The 16,594-nt window shown below is 34.1% G+C and carries 12 protein-coding genes; all 12 read right to left on the bottom strand.

The genetic code is table 11. The annotated features are described in order from the left end of the window. Positions 1-76: 76 nt before the first annotated feature. The gene (locus ASG85_RS14290) at positions 77-2,473 is read right to left on the bottom strand and encodes an AAA family ATPase (protein ID WP_060646582.1); all 2,397 of its coding nucleotides are present in this window, start codon (positions 2,471-2,473) and stop codon (positions 77-79) included. After that, complete coding sequence (locus tag ASG85_RS14285; protein WP_060646581.1) at positions 2,466-3,176, bottom strand: ABC-three component system middle component 1; 711 nt, start codon at positions 3,174-3,176, stop codon at positions 2,466-2,468. The genes ASG85_RS14290 and ASG85_RS14285 overlap by 8 nt, the downstream gene beginning before the upstream one ends. After that, on the bottom strand, positions 3,173-4,588 hold the full coding sequence (locus tag ASG85_RS14280; protein ID WP_060646580.1) for an ABC-three component system protein: 1,416 nt from the start codon (positions 4,586-4,588) through the stop codon (positions 3,173-3,175). Before ASG85_RS14280 ends, ASG85_RS14285 begins: the two co-directional genes overlap by 4 nt. Positions 4,589-4,948: 360 nt before the next feature. Beyond that, positions 4,949-5,848: a hypothetical protein gene (locus ASG85_RS14275; protein WP_060646579.1), complete on the bottom strand. Its 900-nt coding sequence runs from the start codon at positions 5,846-5,848 to the stop codon at positions 4,949-4,951. Positions 5,849-5,891: 43 nt separating this feature from the next. Further along, a complete protein-coding gene (locus ASG85_RS37835; protein ID WP_156396563.1) occupies positions 5,892-6,038 on the bottom strand; it encodes a hypothetical protein in 147 nt (48 codons plus the stop codon). Positions 6,039-6,712: 674 nt separating this feature from the next. Then, complete coding sequence (locus ASG85_RS14265; protein ID WP_060646577.1) at positions 6,713-7,591, bottom strand: TniB family NTP-binding protein; 879 nt, start codon at positions 7,589-7,591, stop codon at positions 6,713-6,715. Further along, entirely contained in the window at positions 7,572-9,578 is a 2,007-nt protein-coding gene (locus ASG85_RS14260; protein WP_060646576.1) for a DDE-type integrase/transposase/recombinase, read from the bottom strand. Before ASG85_RS14260 ends, ASG85_RS14265 begins: the two co-directional genes overlap by 20 nt. Before the next feature lie 47 nt (positions 9,579-9,625). Next, the gene (locus ASG85_RS14255) at positions 9,626-11,398 is read right to left on the bottom strand and encodes a TniQ family protein (RefSeq protein WP_060646575.1); all 1,773 of its coding nucleotides are present in this window, start codon (positions 11,396-11,398) and stop codon (positions 9,626-9,628) included. 290 nt (positions 11,399-11,688) lie between these two features. Further along, positions 11,689-12,186 (bottom strand): hypothetical protein, encoded by a 498-nt coding sequence (locus ASG85_RS14250; RefSeq protein WP_060646574.1) that lies wholly within the window; start codon positions 12,184-12,186, stop codon positions 11,689-11,691. 89 nt (positions 12,187-12,275) lie between these two features. Beyond that, positions 12,276-14,132, bottom strand: a complete 1,857-nt coding sequence (locus ASG85_RS14245) for a TniQ family protein (protein WP_060646573.1) — start codon at positions 14,130-14,132, stop codon at positions 12,276-12,278. Between the two features lie 562 nt (positions 14,133-14,694). Then, positions 14,695-15,471: a hypothetical protein gene (locus ASG85_RS14240; RefSeq protein ID WP_060646572.1), complete on the bottom strand. Its 777-nt coding sequence runs from the start codon at positions 15,469-15,471 to the stop codon at positions 14,695-14,697. Between the two features lie 440 nt (positions 15,472-15,911). Beyond that, positions 15,912-16,577: a hypothetical protein gene (locus ASG85_RS14235; protein WP_156396562.1), complete on the bottom strand. Its 666-nt coding sequence runs from the start codon at positions 16,575-16,577 to the stop codon at positions 15,912-15,914. Positions 16,578-16,594: the final 17 nt, after the last annotated feature.

Here is a 16,594-nt window from a genome sequence, read left to right as displayed (position 1 = left end):
TCCCTCTGAATTAATTTTATTTGGATGTAAAAAAATATGGAGTCTACTAAATAAATATTAGTAGACTCCATATTTTTTATAGATTGAAATTTTCATTCTCAAGCAAATCTTTGTACAAGTGTTCTTTTACATTAATATTATTAACTTTTAAACCATACTTTTGAAATTTATATCGCATGAACAATGATACTCTGTCTTCATGAGTAGAAAGTATAATTTGTTTGTTATTAAAATCATTTCTCAATAACTCAATAAATGAAGCCATATTCATTTCATCCATAGTTTGAACTGGATCATCAATAAGTATCGTCGAGATTCCGCCAATATTATAAACTTTATTTATTGCTAATGTTAATGCTATTACTGTTGATGAAATTTGGCCTGAACTGAAGGAATGAATGATATCATGATCAGTTTTGGCTGGTGGAACAAAATTTATTGCTTTCAACTGACTTTCAACTGTCGACTGATTAGAATCCTCTTCTTCCTTGATGAAGACACCTATACCTCTCTGATGATTCTGAATAATCTTACCACTATAAATATAGAATGGAATTTCTACATCACTAATCATCTTACCTCTGTACTTATTTATTGCCTCCGTGAATATAGGGGTTATTCTATTCAACCTTGAAATATTATCATTAATCTTATCTAACCTTTTTTTTAATTTCCTATGTTCATTATAAAGTTTACTTGCTTGAATCAAATACAGGTATTCAATATAGTTTTTTTTCTGTTGTAAATCTTCTTGATGTAATGACATGAGAATATTCTCTTTTTTAAGAAATCGATTCTTATACAATTGATCAAAAATCATAAGGTTTTCTTTACAAAAATCACTAACTTCAACTTTAGAACTTTCTAATTTTAGCGTAATGTTTACTACCAATCGATCAAGCTCAGATACATACTTTTTGTTTTTATTAATAAATTCAGACATATCGATGTTAAGATTTTTGAACCATTCAAGTGCTTTAGGGTAATCAGAAATTACATCAACATACTGTCTTAATTGTTCAACAAATTGATTATCAAGCCTATTTTCTCCCTCAAGCACTTTATCAAGATTTTCGACTAATTCATTAACGTATAATTTATATATTTCATCTATTTCACTCTTTATTTTTTTAGTTGATTCACTGTAATCTTTTCTTAATTCATTTGATTTAGCCTCAAATTCTTCAGTTAGTTCAAGTAAGCTATGCTTTCGGTCACCACATAAAGGACAATCAATATTTTCTTTATTTCTATCATGTAAATATTGCTTGTAATCTTCAAATAAACTTTCGCGGGTTTTATCCATCTTCTCAACTAATTTAGATATCGTACTAGCTGACCTATCCAGAATTTCTAATAGGCTAATTCTTTGAGTGAACATGCTCCCATCAATTTGAATATTGGCTAAATCGAACAAATATACCCAATCAATGTTCTCATGTATTATTTCTTTATTTTTTATTTTCAGCAGTACATTCCTTAGATTTTCTTGTTTTTTATATTCTTCCTCAATTTTGCTATAGTCATCTTTAAATTCACTAAAAATAATAATTGCTTTTATCCTTTTATCATTACTAATTATTTTTTGTATTTCAATATTTTTTAATTGCTGCTTATATTCATCCCAATATTGTACTAGTTTAGAAATATCGTCTATTTCATTTAAATATAGCTCTTTAATATCCTTATCAAGAGGTTCAACATTTTCTTTATCCCACAGAATCTCTAAATCCTCACTCTTAATGAGTTGTAGATATTGCACTTTTTCTATGTTCTTGGTTAAGGTAATGTTTAAGCTACCTTCCATTTGCTTAATTTGCCTTTCAGTTTGTGATTTATTTGTCATTAATTTTCTCTTAACATTGTCTAGAAATTTTTTTTGTTCCATTTCAGTTTCAATATTGAAGAGTTTTGAAATTACTTGCATACGATCTTTTTCATTTTTTTTTAGCAAGTGCGCACTTTCATCTTGTTCAATGTAGTGAAACAATGAAAATTCATCTTTTAAATTTTTAGTAGATAGCAGCTCATTCATTCTCTCTTCAGAAATTTTTTTCTTTTTTTCACTTTCAAAACTTTCATATTCATATAGATTATATATTTTTATAAAATCATTTGTATTAGGACGTTTTTGTGTATTTGAAAAAGTAGTCGCAGAAAATTCTCTAGAAATGACACAACGATCCTTGGAATTATCAATATTAATAAATTCAATTTTAATTACTGTTGGTAAGTATTGATCTTTACTCAGTAAATGATCAGTAAATCCTCTATTATTAGTCACTATCGAATTGGAATAAACCCTTCTTATTTTCCCTGTTACTAGAAATTCAACTGCATCATAAATTGTAGTCTTCCCAAATCCATTTGGCCCATCAAGTACTGTTAATATCGCTCCATTAAAAGAAATAATAGCGTTATCAACTGATTTAAAGTTTTGTATATGTATTCTATTCAGCATATATTTATTCATCAATATCAACCCCTAAATAACTTATTATTTGTTCAATATTGGGATCATTATTTTTGTTATTTAAAAAGTTTTCTAAAAGTCCATTATAAAAAAGCCAATCACTTTCTTCCATTTTACTTCGTATCTCATCTGATAATTTAATTAGCTTTTTAATCTCATGTTTCATATTTAAGAAGGGAATTTTGATAAAAAGCTTTGAAACTAAATCATATTCCATTGCAATCTCTGAATCTTGACTTCGCTTAAAACTATTAAAATAGTTAGGATTCAATAAGAAATCATTCAAATATTCAATTATTTCATTCTCCTGATTTATTCTCTCAATAACTAGTTCCTGTTGTTGTTGTGTATACACTAATACATATTTCTTGAAAAAATAAGGATCTTCTTCTATATCATAAATAAATGCACTTTGCTCTTTAGAAAATTGCAATGAATTTGATTCCATCAATAATATCAATGAAAGGTTTTTTTCTATTCCGATAAAACCCTGCCTATTCGTTATTATAGTTGAATAGTAATCTTCAAATAAATCGGTGTAATTATCAATTAATTTTAATTTATTAATGCTCACAATAACAAAAAAATCAAACTTACCATCGTTGGTCCTCTCAGCAAAAAAGGCATTTGAACTACTACTTAATATGTCACTACTAATTTGAAATCCACTCTTTGTGAAAATCTTTTTTAATAAATTTATCATTTAAGCTCCTCCAGTGCTGATACTATTTTCAAAAAATCCATCCGTTTTGGACTTGTAATTGCTTCTTTACTATTGACTCCTATTCCATCTGGTTCATTCTCATATGCTTTTTTAACATCAAAAATGTTACCGCTAAAAGCACCTTCAATCTCAGTTGTAATTATTTTATGAATATCAAAGAGTATGTAAGATAATTGATCATCACTTTTTAAATTTTGGAATATTTTTTTTCCTATATTTTCTACGCTATTAGGACCCATTGACTCTGCAATTGTTGTAATAAGATGATGGACTCCATCCTTATTAAATACAAATGCTTCTTTAATGCTTGTAGATTTTATTTCAAATCTACTCTCCAAATTTATTATTGGAATTAAATTTTTCTGAACTCCGATTTTATTTATCAACTCACGATAAGTCCTTATATTAATAGAATTATTTTTTGAAAGTATATTTGGTGATAGTTTTTTACAAATTGTAAGAAACTCTTCATCGCTTAAATCTTTTAAATAATTCCAGTTATTATTCCAAGCAATACATTGAATTTCGTTATCAGAAGGACAAATACCAAAATCCTCACAAAAATCAATAAAATACTCTTGTAGAGTTAATTTTAAATAAGCTGCCGCGGTCTTAATTGATAGTTTAAAAATAAACTCTTCTTTAAGTATAGTTAATATCCTTAAAAAAGTGATTTCCGGAACGGTTGTTTTTTTGACATGAATTGATCTCACTAAATCGTCAATTATAGCTGTTAAGTTTTGATAAATATGATCAATATTTTCATCTATAAAAGAAAACTCTTTATCAACATGATTATCGTTACTTTTATAGAACTTCCTAATTTGATCCTTAACTTCTTCTTCGATCTCATCTAAATTTACAATTCGTTTAAATGGTAATTCCTCATAATCATCATTCAACCGTAATTTTATAAATACTTCATCAAATTTCTCCTTCTCACTTAGTAACTCTTTATAATGCACCTGTTGATGAACTTTTTTCGTAGGCTCATATTCTTTTAATACTTTTTCTAGCTCTTCCTTTTCAATGCTCTCAATTTCACAAGTCGAATGTAAATTTGCATACTTTACCGAATTAAACTTCGCAGATTTCCCCATTAAGTCTAGAATTGCACTTCTATATGTACTAATTTTTGATTTGTTTTGACTCTGATATGCTTTTACTTGATGTATCGAGTGATAATCACCATTACACTTTATTGAAAAATCTTCTAGATGCTCAATTTCTAATGCATAATCGCTTATTTCATTAATATCTATACTATTTATTAAACTAAGGACTGTATAAATTGCTACTTTCCCTTGATAATCATATCCACTCCATGAAGGCACTGCACTATGGGTGTCACTAATTTCATCAGTTAACTGTCTAGAATCATCAGAATTCATAAATATCCCCGATCATTTAGTCTCTAGTAAGATACGGTTTACACTATCTCCTATTATATTACAATTATTTCATTCTTCCCATCTCCAATGTTCTGAGCGCAAGAACACCAATAAGCCTGTTACTATACTTATGAAAGTATTCGTAACAGGCTCTATTTTATAATAAACTGAAGCTAATATACTTTGATAAGATTTGCGAGTAATACTTCTACACTATTTCGTCTAGCCAACGTTAAATTTTAGTTTTCACTGTTTCAATATTAACATTAAACTTTTCTTCTCTTTCTTTTTCCAGCATTTAGTTTATGGTTTGGCGGATTGCATTATTAATACTCACTTTAAAACCCTTACTTTAAGTTATTAATCACTCGAAATTAATACACTAAATCCTTTTTCAGTTTTCTCCACTCTAGGGGCAATGAATCTAACAGTTTTCGACTTAACTATGTCAATTCCATTTGAGAACTTTGCGGCATCCAGAAGTGATGCCTTTTCTTTCTTAGTTGCTATTTCGTTCGTCATTCTTAGTTGATCCTCTTTTGGGTTTACTCCTCTAGCTCTACGCTGCCCTAATAAATCATCTATGATATCATTTATCGCGTCCCTAGCGCTAATCAAATGGGTAACTGTTGTATCGCGGATCATTGGGCCCATTTCCTTGGAAAGCTTAGCAGAAACATGTTTGAGTTCAAAGCTGCAAAAATTGACCCAAAAATCAGCAAATACTGGATCTGGTGCTGTTTGCATGATGCTTTGGATAATTATCATTTCTGCTTCACTTTCAGTAAACTTTGCCTCTACTAACACATTCTCCACTGCAATTTGCTTTTGATAAAACGTTAATTTGCGATAAGCTCTTAAATTAGCCATTTTCTTTAGTGCAGTTGCATGATCCACCTTTATTTTGTCGGTGTTAACAAGACGCTGTAAAAGCTCGTTTTTAAACTCCTTATCGACATCTAAATCATGCCAAATAACTGCAAGTGCATCTTGGCTTCTTCGCTTCTTTTCAACTTCATCACGCCAAGCACGAGGAATTTCCAATGCACGTCTTACACGTCTTTGTGTGACTGCAGGAAGTTCATTTATAATTTCTTCAGAATTTCCGGACGCCTCAACAAGCCTTTGCATCTCAAGAGAAGTTGTTCGCTTTTGCGTTCTCTTCAATTTTAATCTTGAGATTTGTCTTTTTTCTTTAGATGATAATTCTCCATATATTTTGCAGAAAATACTATCAAACAGATGAGTATGTTGTTTCATCACTCGAAATCTTCGAAAACCATCAATTATGTAATATTTCCCTTCATGATCTGGACCCCACTAATAAAGGAGTAAATAAACCATTAGCTAAGAGGCTTGCTTCTAAGTTGCCTGCATCGAGATGATAACTACCTTCCACATCGCATACCAAATTATCAAAAGATAATACAAGCAATTCCTCTTCGGACATTAGTTTCCCCTCCCCACCATTTAGTACCTTAGTAGGAGTATACGGAAATCATAAATTGTCCTATTCAAACAACTTCGTCAATCGAGTTAAGAAAGTAGTCCCAGTCCTTGGTATCTTTCAACTTTGAGAAAGCCATTAACCTTTCAAATAGTACATCAATCTCTGCAAGAGCAAAGATTATTCTTTATATTTATTAGATAACGGAAATATACTGTAAGTTTAAAGAAAAATGTCATTTTATAATACATTTTTCTGCCAAGTCCCTGCACGTATAATCAGCGCAAAACATTATATTAAACCGCCAAAATTTCAAAGTGAAAAAATGAAAAAAGCCCATACCATAAAGGCTCGGGCCGACGACATTTATGTTCAAACTCAACGACATTTCATCTTCCAATTGTCGACCGTCGAGCAGATTGAGATAACGGGTGCTAAAAGTCCTTATTTTATGGGGGCTTTTTTCGAGCAGTTTGAGACATTAATTCATATTTCTTGCGATAAAACCGTAAAATTTCACAAATACTGAGACTAAATAAATTGTTGGAGCCCTCTAACTGTTAAAGCAAATAAAAAAACACCGGATCCGGTGTATTATTATAATTTATATGATTGCTGCTGGATTAAATGGTTTCTCACAATTATGTAATCATCGGTATCCCGATGATACCTTCTCATTATGATGCAACATGAAAAGGGTTTTGCTTCTCTGACTCGGAGTAATAAAAATCAAAAGCTTCTGACAAATGTTTGAAGGTTATGTTTTCGCTGTTTTCTGATATTGCTTCTCTAGCCGCTCTTCTTATCAGTTTCACAACTTTGTTCATGTTTCCTCCTGTAACATGGTGAATTCTTTCGCTAATTTCATCGTCATCCAGTTTCGATCTTGATCCCAATATCGGAATCAGCATTCGATCAAATTCGTACAAAAAACGCTGAAATTCATGAATAGTTTCGGAGTCGTGATAATAAAAAGGCTCTAATTTTCGCTTAATTTCAAATCGTCTTTCGAGCTGTTGATTTTGTGTCAGCACCTTTCTTGCATGATCTAAGCCAATCAATATTACCGGAATTTTGGTTCTGTTTACCAGTGACTTAAACCAATCGGCAACATCAGAGATGACCTTATTATTTTCCGTATTTACCAAATGTTGTACTTCATCCAAGATGATGAGTTCAATTCCGCTATCGTGCAAACCTTGAAAAAGGCGGTCTAACTGATTACCGAGTTTGCCACGTGTAGGAGCTGGGTCATTGATTTTTCCGAGCAAGTATTCAACTACTGCTGGAATTTTGGTGGGTGTCGGAACCTCTCCCGTCAATATTAATTTCTGTTTGGTCTCAGGTAACCACTGTTTATACAATTCGGCAACAGTGGTTTTCCCACACCCCCAATCTCCAGTAACAAACATACATTGTGGCTCAGGTGTTATACCATGTGTCATATGACACTCTGATATCAATGTTATAATCTCCTTTATTCTAGGATGCATTATACGGATCGATTCTACCATCTTCAGTTGTCGCCATTGCATGTCAGAAAATTTTTCGAGCATAAGTAGATCCCTCCCAATCTGAATTGGTGTATACTTTTGGCTTGCGCGGCGGAACCAAACTGATTTGTGGTTTGGGTTCAGAAACGTGATCAATTTGAACCTCTTCATTCGTTTGAAACCCTTTTGTTTTCTTGGTTGCTTTCGTCATGCCATTCTTAAATTTCATCCTCTTCATTTCTCGACGTGCCTTACGACTTGTAATGGAAGCTGCCTTGGTTTTATCCATTATAAGTTTTAATGCACGTGATCTTGCTGCACGATTCAGCCTATCCTTTTGGTTCATTGATTCAATTACTTTACCGTGTAAATATTCGGATAAGCCTTCGGCATAATCAGAGTCAGTACACGGCACCTTAATATGTCGCTTATTTATTGGATCAAAAATTCGGATATGTCCAATATTATCGGTATCATATACGAACATTATTTTAAGCGGCATTGATTGTGCAATAAGCCCCCTTCGTAAAAGATGTAATTCATCTGAATTGTAGTCGAGATATTGATACCGAATTCCTTCAGGTTGAATTGTCCCGTCGCCAGTTTTCCCCACAAGTAATTCCCAGTCCGGATTACTCGGGAACGTTTTCGGTATTCCTTTTGTCCGCGTGTCCCATAAATCATTTGGAACTCCTAAGGCGCCACGATGTTTTTTCTTATGATACACACCGTATATCCAAAGATGAACAAGATCATCTAACTCTTCTTCAGTTAGACCCGCCTTCTTCTCCGATTTATAATTGATCTTCTTCTTTTCTACTACATTTGACAGTGTAGTACCTATCAATTGGTGAAACAATCCTTTACTGATGCTTCCATAGAACCTTTCAATTTTTCCTTTAAATCTCGGCATGTGTGGAGGACATTGATCTATTTCAATGCCAATTACACGGCATGTGTTATCGAAATGCTTACTAGTAAAATCCCTACCGCGGTCAGTAACAATCACTTTTGGAACACCATAAATGTTGCTTTCTAACTCGATATGGGGGTATTTACTTTTAATATACGATTTGGAGCGTATCGCATTTTTTAATGCGTACAAGATGGAAGTTGCTGAAGGCGAGTAACTCAAATGGTGTCCAAGAATAGTACGTGTATTTGAATCCATTATTGTTGTCAACCATTTTTTTCCAATCTCATCTCCGTTTTTATCAACCAGCAGTAAATCAACTGGTGTGTGATCGACTTCAACTCGCGCTAGTGGTGCTTCACCAGTAATACCCATTTTTTTATTGCCGTGATTGTTATATGCAACCTCTTCCCCATATCTCTGTTTTTCTATGTCAAAGGGATCTTTACTTTTTAACCTTCGATAAACCGTTGACTCTGAAGGTATATCAAGTTCTAATCCTTCTGACCTATTTATTTCAAAAATTCGGGATTCCACTTGAGCATGTAATGTTTCGTTGGTTACCTGCTCTCCACCAAGCCCTTCGATGACGTCGTCAATAATATCTTCTACTTGTTGGGAAAAATGAGTATTATGTGATTTCTCATGATTTGGCTTTAGAGCTCTCCAGTCACATTGACTATCACGATAATAAGCAATCCAACGGTAGATGGTTGCTCGTGAGGGTGGAGCATGTCCTAATAATTCTTCACCGGTATTTTTTAGTTCAGTTTCTCGCTTATCCACCTCCTTGCTTAACCCTTTGCCGCTTTCAATAAATGGAATCAAAGGCTTTATAACAAAAAATCGGAAGTGTATTTCTTTTTGAGTCTTCTCTGGCAGCTGCAAGATACCAGGAAAATCATATTCAAAAAAACCATTCTCGGTTTGAATTGTGGCGTTACCACTTTCCGAAAACCGGATCTCCCTATTTCCAATTGCCTCTATTAATACATCTTCCTCGACTTCCTGAATATCTAGGAATTGCACACTTTGCAGACGCCACTTATTTTTTGCCGCACGCCCTGACAATGTGAAGATTTCATTATTCCATTTGATTGTTTGCCCAATTGCTAAACGACCTAAACCCATTTCCATACTTCCCTTCCTGTATTTTTTCACTTTTTTATTCTTGATTACTCAAATTACGACTTCAGTGACTTCTTTTTGTTTTTATCTGCGTTGATAAACTTTTTAATTTCATCGGGATCGAAATAGTACGACACTGTCCCCCATTGGTTAATAAACTGGGATGTAAATCGCAGTTGCCCTATTTCAACAAGTCGTTTAACTCTACTACTTGATGATCCAAGTAAAAGAGCAACATCACTAACCGTATAACCAAAGCTAGCGATTCTTTCATTGGCAAGTTCTTGCAAATAGTCATTGACCGCTGATTTTAAAATATAAACAGTTTTAAAATTCAGTTGCTCCTTGTCAAATGCGCAAGTAAACTTTCCAACTTGCAGCAACTCGATTGCTTTATCAAACGAAATACTTTGCGGACGGAGTTTTGCATAGAAGCGTGTGAATGAAAACCATTCTAGTTTTTCATCCTTCTCTTTTCTATGTTTAAATGTTTCACTAAGAAAATGATTAACATTTTTCAGTTCAAATAACCACTGAAAAGAACCATCAACATTATGACCCGAAAAAGGTGTAAGAACTCCCGACTGTGCCATTTCACGGATCCTTTGAGGAGATAATCCAACCAAATCTGATACTTGATATGAATTCAGAAGTCGACTGCGTTTATACAGCCATGCATCAATACTCTCTCGGCTGATAAGTTTCGTTGCCCCAGTTATAACTTGATTCAGAAAACCTGCATGTGTTAAGCGATCAACCTCTTTTCGTGATATCTTTAACAGCCGCTGAGTATCTGTTATTGACAAGAATTTCCGATCTTCAATTTCACGACAAATATCAAATTTAAGCACATATGCATCATTCACCTCTTTTAACAGATTTTTGTATACATCTAGATAAGTTGTGCTTTTTGAGAATTCCATAAGTTTACGCAATGCAGCACGCTTATATCTGAATCCTTTGCCGGCACCCGCTGACATTTCTTGAACTGTTACAAGCACGTCAGCAAAAGAGCTTTCCGGGTCCACAATTAATCTGTGTATAACCGCAGATAATACGCTATACATAGTTACATCCCTTGGTTGGTTGTACTGCATCATATTGCTTATGAGGTAGTTAACCTTGTTAATGCTTAAAGGGATTTCCGCGAATATAGGATGCTTACCTGAAAAATAATCAAGCAGCCTACCCATAAGATTGAAAAGATAAAAATAATCTTCTGAACTGATTACGGTTCCGTTTTCAAGGGTTACCTCATCGAGTGACCCTACAAGCAACGCTTGAATTATAGTTTGGGAAATCATCAGCTCATTTGGCACTAAGCAGTCCATTTCACCTTTTATAAAATCATGACCACATGCACAGTATCGCTGCATAAGCCGAGATAACGTAATGCTTCCAGAGCAGCCAGGGCATTGATCAATAAGAAAGCAATTGTGATCAATGCAAGTAGTTATGAAGTTAATATCCCATTTTAACCGGTGGTAATATTGCTCCCGCAAACAATGAATACAATATTTTGTTGATTCACTTGCAAATACCCGTTGTTTCTGATCTTTCGTTGGAGCCTTGCCAAACAATATTAAATCGAATTGATTCAATATATGACTGTCAACATGTACGCCTAACATATTTCCTTGTTCGTATAATGCCTGCTGCCAGATAGCATTATGGAAATAGTTCATATTGCGACTGTACAGTGAATAAGGGTTGGAATCGCCCGGAAACAAAACGGATAGATGCGTGAAGTTATACGCCACGGCGTTTCGAAAAAGGATACTATACAAACTTTCGTCCGAGCTTGGCGTAATACGAAGCTGAAGTGACAAGTTAACCTCTCCTTTACAGTATGTCCATTAATTGAAAATACTATAAATCAATTTATGGAATCATGTTAGCATGAGTAAAGTTGAAAATCATTGCATAGAATTTTCTGCCTCATTACTATTATTTATTTGCGGCAACTAAACAAATAAAACCCTTGTATACCGCGGTTTTATCGATATATTCCCGAAGTCGTTACAATGTAAAATTCAGATGAAAGTATTTTATTCTTTTAAACCAAATTATCTAATCTGACTTTATTATTAACAAAAAAATAAAAACGGCATAATTCAATTTATGAATTAGCGCCGTTTTTATTGTAGAATATCTCTAAAAATTGCCTAAACCTAACTAAGTTGTTTTCTGGGTCAGCTTTTTCCCTAAAGCAAATATGTACTATTTTGTAAAATACTTCTGTTAATTCAAATAAAACTTCTGGTTTATCAATATATTCTTTTAATTCAGTTGGTAAACTCCTACCTTTTGTTATTTGTAATAACAGTTGCCTAAGTTCGAATGTTCTATCTAGTTGATAGTTCCCACTTAAGATTTCTACAGCACCATTCTCACCTATCAGATCATCAATCACTTGTAGATATGCTTCAATATATTCACCCGTCGGCGATGCACCATTTTTAAAGTTATTAAGCGAATTCACTACACTTTCTTTGCTCACGCCTACACCTTTTATCTTCTTGAGCTTAGCTAGAGTCATTGGAATTACTATTTTACGGTCTTGTTTGACCATAAATTCTTGCATTCTAAATAAATAGTTCGCATTCTCCCATTTCATTCATTATATCTCCCATATATTCATATCATATTATCAATGTGGTCTGATATAATCATTTTCAAACGTATGAATTAGAAAAGCGGCAGCAATTATTTTGCCGCCGCTACCAAAGATAACTCCTCAATAGAAATCAGATAGTTTTTACAAGCACCTTTCATAGCATCGTTTAATTTGCCTGATTTCAAATATCTTCGTATGGTGGACGAAGATATTTGAAATTTTTGCGCTGCTTCCTCAACTGTCAAATGTCCTTTAATAAAAGTATCGATTCTATTCTTCTCAAAGAATAAATGTTTTCGACCATCCTTCATTGTAAACTCTCGTTGTGGGGAAATTACTCCAAGTTTCATCAAGTTATTGAGACTTTTCTCACCAATGTGCAATAATTGCATCACATCTTGCAAGTAATATCCGTGCTGGTTCTGTTTTTCCTTCTTTAAAAATGACATACATTCTTCCAATTCAATTTCACTATAGAATGTATTTGCAAGCGTTCCATTTGTAATATTGGTCATTGGGTGCAATACACCAATTTCAGTGAAATTTAAAAGCTTAGCAATACTCAACCCGTTTACACTATATTTAATAAGCGCTTTATGAAATTGAATCCCCTGAATCTCACCATCAACTAATCCTCCTCTGCTTCGACTCAACAAATTTTCAACGTCAGGTTTGAAAATCATAGCTTGTTTAGTAGGGGATTCTTTTATTTTCAACAAACCAGCATTTATTAGTTTCGGGATTGAGTCTTTCTGTACCCCTAGAATTTCTGCGGCGTCGCATTTTGTAATATATAACCTATTCAATTGCAGCGCTGCTTCTAGCGATGCTCTATCAATTAAATAACGTATATTTTTCCCTCTTCGGATATATTTAGCTTGGATTAGTCCAATCTGATTCATTTTACCAATAGCGTTATATGTCACTTTGAATCTATTTTTAATTTCATCCTTTCTAAGCATCTGTGCTTGATTTATCAGTGATTTATCAATCTTAAAAACAGAAAAATCCTTACGAATTTGTCCATTATTAAATTTTCCAATCCAAAATTCATTGTACGCTTTATGAATGAACTCGAATTTTTTTAGCTTAAAAAGCTTTTCAAACCGTGGTTTTTGGAGATAAATAATTTTCTCCTTATTTGAGTGAAAAGCTTCCAATACTTGTATGAAGTTTTTCGGAAATTCATGTAATATCCAAAAAACATTTCCGAATGCTGTTGCAGCGTTAATTTGATTTTTCAATTTATCTTTTCCGTTACTAAATGGCGAAATAAATTCGCTTCCGGAATCAATAAAAGATTTCAGTCCTGATAGTAAATAGAACGAACAAAAGCTGAGTGCAAAAATCTCCAGAGAAGAAAAACGTTTTAAAAATTCCTCATTGCTGACAATACAGGTGGTGTTACTAATTTTCTGGATTAAATAAATTTGCGACTCAAAGAAAATTGATTTTTCATCAACAATTTGAATCGTTGCTTGCGAAAATTTAAAACTACAATTCAAACAAAATCCGAACATAAAGTTGTCCATTGAAATGAAACAGTTGCAACCTTGGCAGCGGTCAATGAGAAATATTTTATGCTCCGGGCATATTGCAACAGGCAGTATAGTCCAGTTTTTTTTGTGAACAATTTCATTTCTAACACAGCATGGACAATATTTGATTTTATTCTTTAAAATTAATTTATTGTAATATCCCGCCCCCCAAATTTCTCTCCAATTATCACCGGTCATTTCATATAGCATTTCTTTATTCTGATCAGAAAACTCAGAAATTAGTTCGATTTCCTTAACAGAAAATTCATTTTTCTTTAGTTTTTCCTCACTCATGTTCCAATGACTAACAAAAGAAAAACAAGAATCGAAATGAAATGCTTTGCAGAGTCGATAAATAAAACTTGATAGACTTTCACCCGAAATAATTTTTGGAATTTTCCCGTTCATATTCTCACCTCAATGAGTGTATGTCCATTTTCCCAAAAAAGTATGCATATTAATTCGATAGAAGGATATAAACAATAATATTTAATTCAAAAAAGCCTTCCGAAGGTGGTGAAATCCGTAAATATTCTACTAAGAAATAAGCATATTTTTTGTGTATTTTGGTCAGCAATCTTTTGAAAAATGAATATTAGACTAGCTGGATAATAACGAAACGGCATCCAGGTACTGCATATAGTCCGCCGCCTTCGACATTAACATGCCAAAAAAATCAGCAAAACCAATAGAATGCGTGCACCAATTACATTATGTCGCATAAATAAATGGTCCCTATTTTTGATCAGACGTTTTGGACAAACTTAAAGTTATGGTATAAGTGAATGTTAAACCTCACAACGTGTGGCATTTGAGAAGATTTTTAACAATTAATTGTGTATCCAATTGAATTTTTTAATAAATACTATCAAAGCGGACATATAAAACCCAACTCGGATTGAGTTGGGTTTCTTCTTTTACGGAAATGCCTTTATTCAACTATAGTAGAGTACAATAAAAATTAGGTTTATTATTTAAGAGGTAATCGGTGTATAGCTTCGTCAAAAAAATAGTTAATATCGACAACAATGCAGTCTTTCAGTACGTCGCCAATTGAGTATTTGTTCGCTTTATCGGTCGGCATAGTGGAGAAAGCTAGTCGAAATTCTCTTTGGTACTTAAAAAAATCTTCTTTCCAAAAAGCCAAGCCGATGTCTCCTTCAATAAATTGTTCTAGTTGTTCTTTGTACATGACCCCGGCAGAATAATCAACGTATCGAACGCCTGTTATTTGTCCGTAATGTTCATCTTGAATTGTTGCAGCTACAAGATGTGGAAAATCGTTCGGCAAGATGACGGCACTTTTCCCGAAATTATCGATAATCTTCTGCTTGTCTTCTTCGGTAAGGCTTAGTTTTACGTAGGCATATTCTTCGTCTGCTTGGACAACTTCAAAATCATTTTTCGTGAAAGCTGTAAAGCAAAACACCGGAACGTACCCGGCATCAGGATGGCGCAATATAATACCTTTTTTTCCAAACTCAGCTACTACTTCGCCTGTTCGGTTATCAACGACACTTAGGTTCTCCACTTGACCCACTGCCGCCCCTTCAAGTCTATCACCTTGCCCACGTACCTGTTCACGTTCTTCTTGTTCGATGAAGCTTTTCAACGGTTGCATAAAAAGATTACCATCTAAAAGGTCTTGAACGTACTCCGGTTTCGTGAACTTAACGAAATAGTAAACCTGCTTGTCCTGCATTACATCCAACTCATTTAAGCGCATATGCTTACCCCTATCCTTCATTTTGTAATCCCCCGGTAGTTCACACCTCTTTAAGCGTATGAATAAGAAAGACGACTTCAGATATTCTTCGGCGATGTGGATAAATTATCCTGCCTGTTAACGGAGTGAAGGGCTGCAACGCGGCAGCCCCTACCGTATTTTATTATCCTTCTCCAGGCTTAATCAACGACATTTATATATAATCGATGAGAACTCATAGCGATCACATCGCAGCTACAGCAATGGCTATTATATTCTTTATCTGCTGGTTTATCGTCATTAAACGAAAACGTAAAACTGCGCAATAAAGAACGACTCAGAGGTTCCTCAAAAAAGGACGTTTTTGGAGAGATGTTTTGTATGGGACGTGCGGGAGAAATTATATAAATCATGTCAAGCTTTTCAGTGAAATGTAAATAGTGCATCGAGAAATCGATGCACTATTTTACATTTCCGCCTTTTTATTGTTGCCGCTTGATTATGCTGCTGATCCGTCCTCCCGGTTTTAATTCTTCCGCGATCTCGCTGCCACTGAACTGCATGGAAATTGCACTTGTTCCTTCGAACCCCATGACCACTAGAACTTCGGTGTCGGATGAAATGATCTGATTTAATGCTAGCTTATTGACACCTGAGACTTGGAAATTCTCCCAACCCTCAGACTTACTAAGCGCCTTAGCCTGGTCGGCGACTTTCCTTGTCACATAAAGAATCATCATTAATTTCCCATTTACCGGATGGCTGTTGATTTTATCTGTCGGCACCCCATCCTTTATTTCTGCCAAAGTATAAAATGGTTCGCCTGGCGTTTGTGGAGACGGTGTATGCTTGCGCTTTTCCTCCTCGTAATCTTGAATATCGGGAAGTCGACCACTTTCTTCTAGAGTTTTCAAATGCACGAAAATATCTATCATGGCTACCATATCAAGAGGAGAGAAATCGTAGTATCCCGAATCACTCATTAAAATTTTCTCCGCATTGCCGTGATCTTCAATGCAATGCAAATGCACAGGATGAATTGTAGTTATCCCCGCTTTTCCTCCTTGTATCTCCCCCCTGCAAGCAGTACGAAATCGTGTGCCAAGTTTTTTGGTGCATATTTTGCAAATAGCCGCTGCGCCTTTCATAAGCTGCTCCTCAAAAT

Origin of the sequence: Paenibacillus sp. Soil724D2 (genome assembly GCF_001427935.1) — a bacterium.
In the GTDB taxonomy this organism is placed as follows: domain Bacteria; phylum Bacillota; class Bacilli; order Paenibacillales; family NBRC-103111; genus Paenibacillus_E.
This window is presented reverse-complemented; position numbering and strand designations above follow the sequence as displayed.

Coding starts and splice junctions, on each gene's coding strand:
- ASG85_RS14265 (WP_060646577.1), bottom strand. CDS start 7,591: ATGCTCGAAAAATTTTCTGACATGCAATGGCGACAACTGAAGATGGTA.
- ASG85_RS14235 (WP_156396562.1), bottom strand. CDS start 16,577: ATGAAAGGCGCAGCGGCTATTTGCAAAATATGCACCAAAAAACTTGGC.
- ASG85_RS14275 (WP_060646579.1), bottom strand. CDS start 5,848: ATGAAACAACATACTCATCTGTTTGATAGTATTTTCTGCAAAATATAT.
- ASG85_RS14280 (WP_060646580.1), bottom strand. CDS start 4,588: ATGAATTCTGATGATTCTAGACAGTTAACTGATGAAATTAGTGACACC.
- ASG85_RS14250 (WP_060646574.1), bottom strand. CDS start 12,186: ATGAAATGGGAGAATGCGAACTATTTATTTAGAATGCAAGAATTTATG.
- ASG85_RS14285 (WP_060646581.1), bottom strand. CDS start 3,176: ATGATAAATTTATTAAAAAAGATTTTCACAAAGAGTGGATTTCAAATT.
- ASG85_RS14240 (WP_060646572.1), bottom strand. CDS start 15,471: ATGAAGGATAGGGGTAAGCATATGCGCTTAAATGAGTTGGATGTAATG.
- ASG85_RS14245 (WP_060646573.1), bottom strand. CDS start 14,132: ATGAACGGGAAAATTCCAAAAATTATTTCGGGTGAAAGTCTATCAAGT.
- ASG85_RS14290 (WP_060646582.1), bottom strand. CDS start 2,473: ATGAATAAATATATGCTGAATAGAATACATATACAAAACTTTAAATCA.
- ASG85_RS14260 (WP_060646576.1), bottom strand. CDS start 9,578: ATGGAAATGGGTTTAGGTCGTTTAGCAATTGGGCAAACAATCAAATGG.
- ASG85_RS37835 (WP_156396563.1), bottom strand. CDS start 6,038: ATGTCCGAAGAGGAATTGCTTGTATTATCTTTTGATAATTTGGTATGC.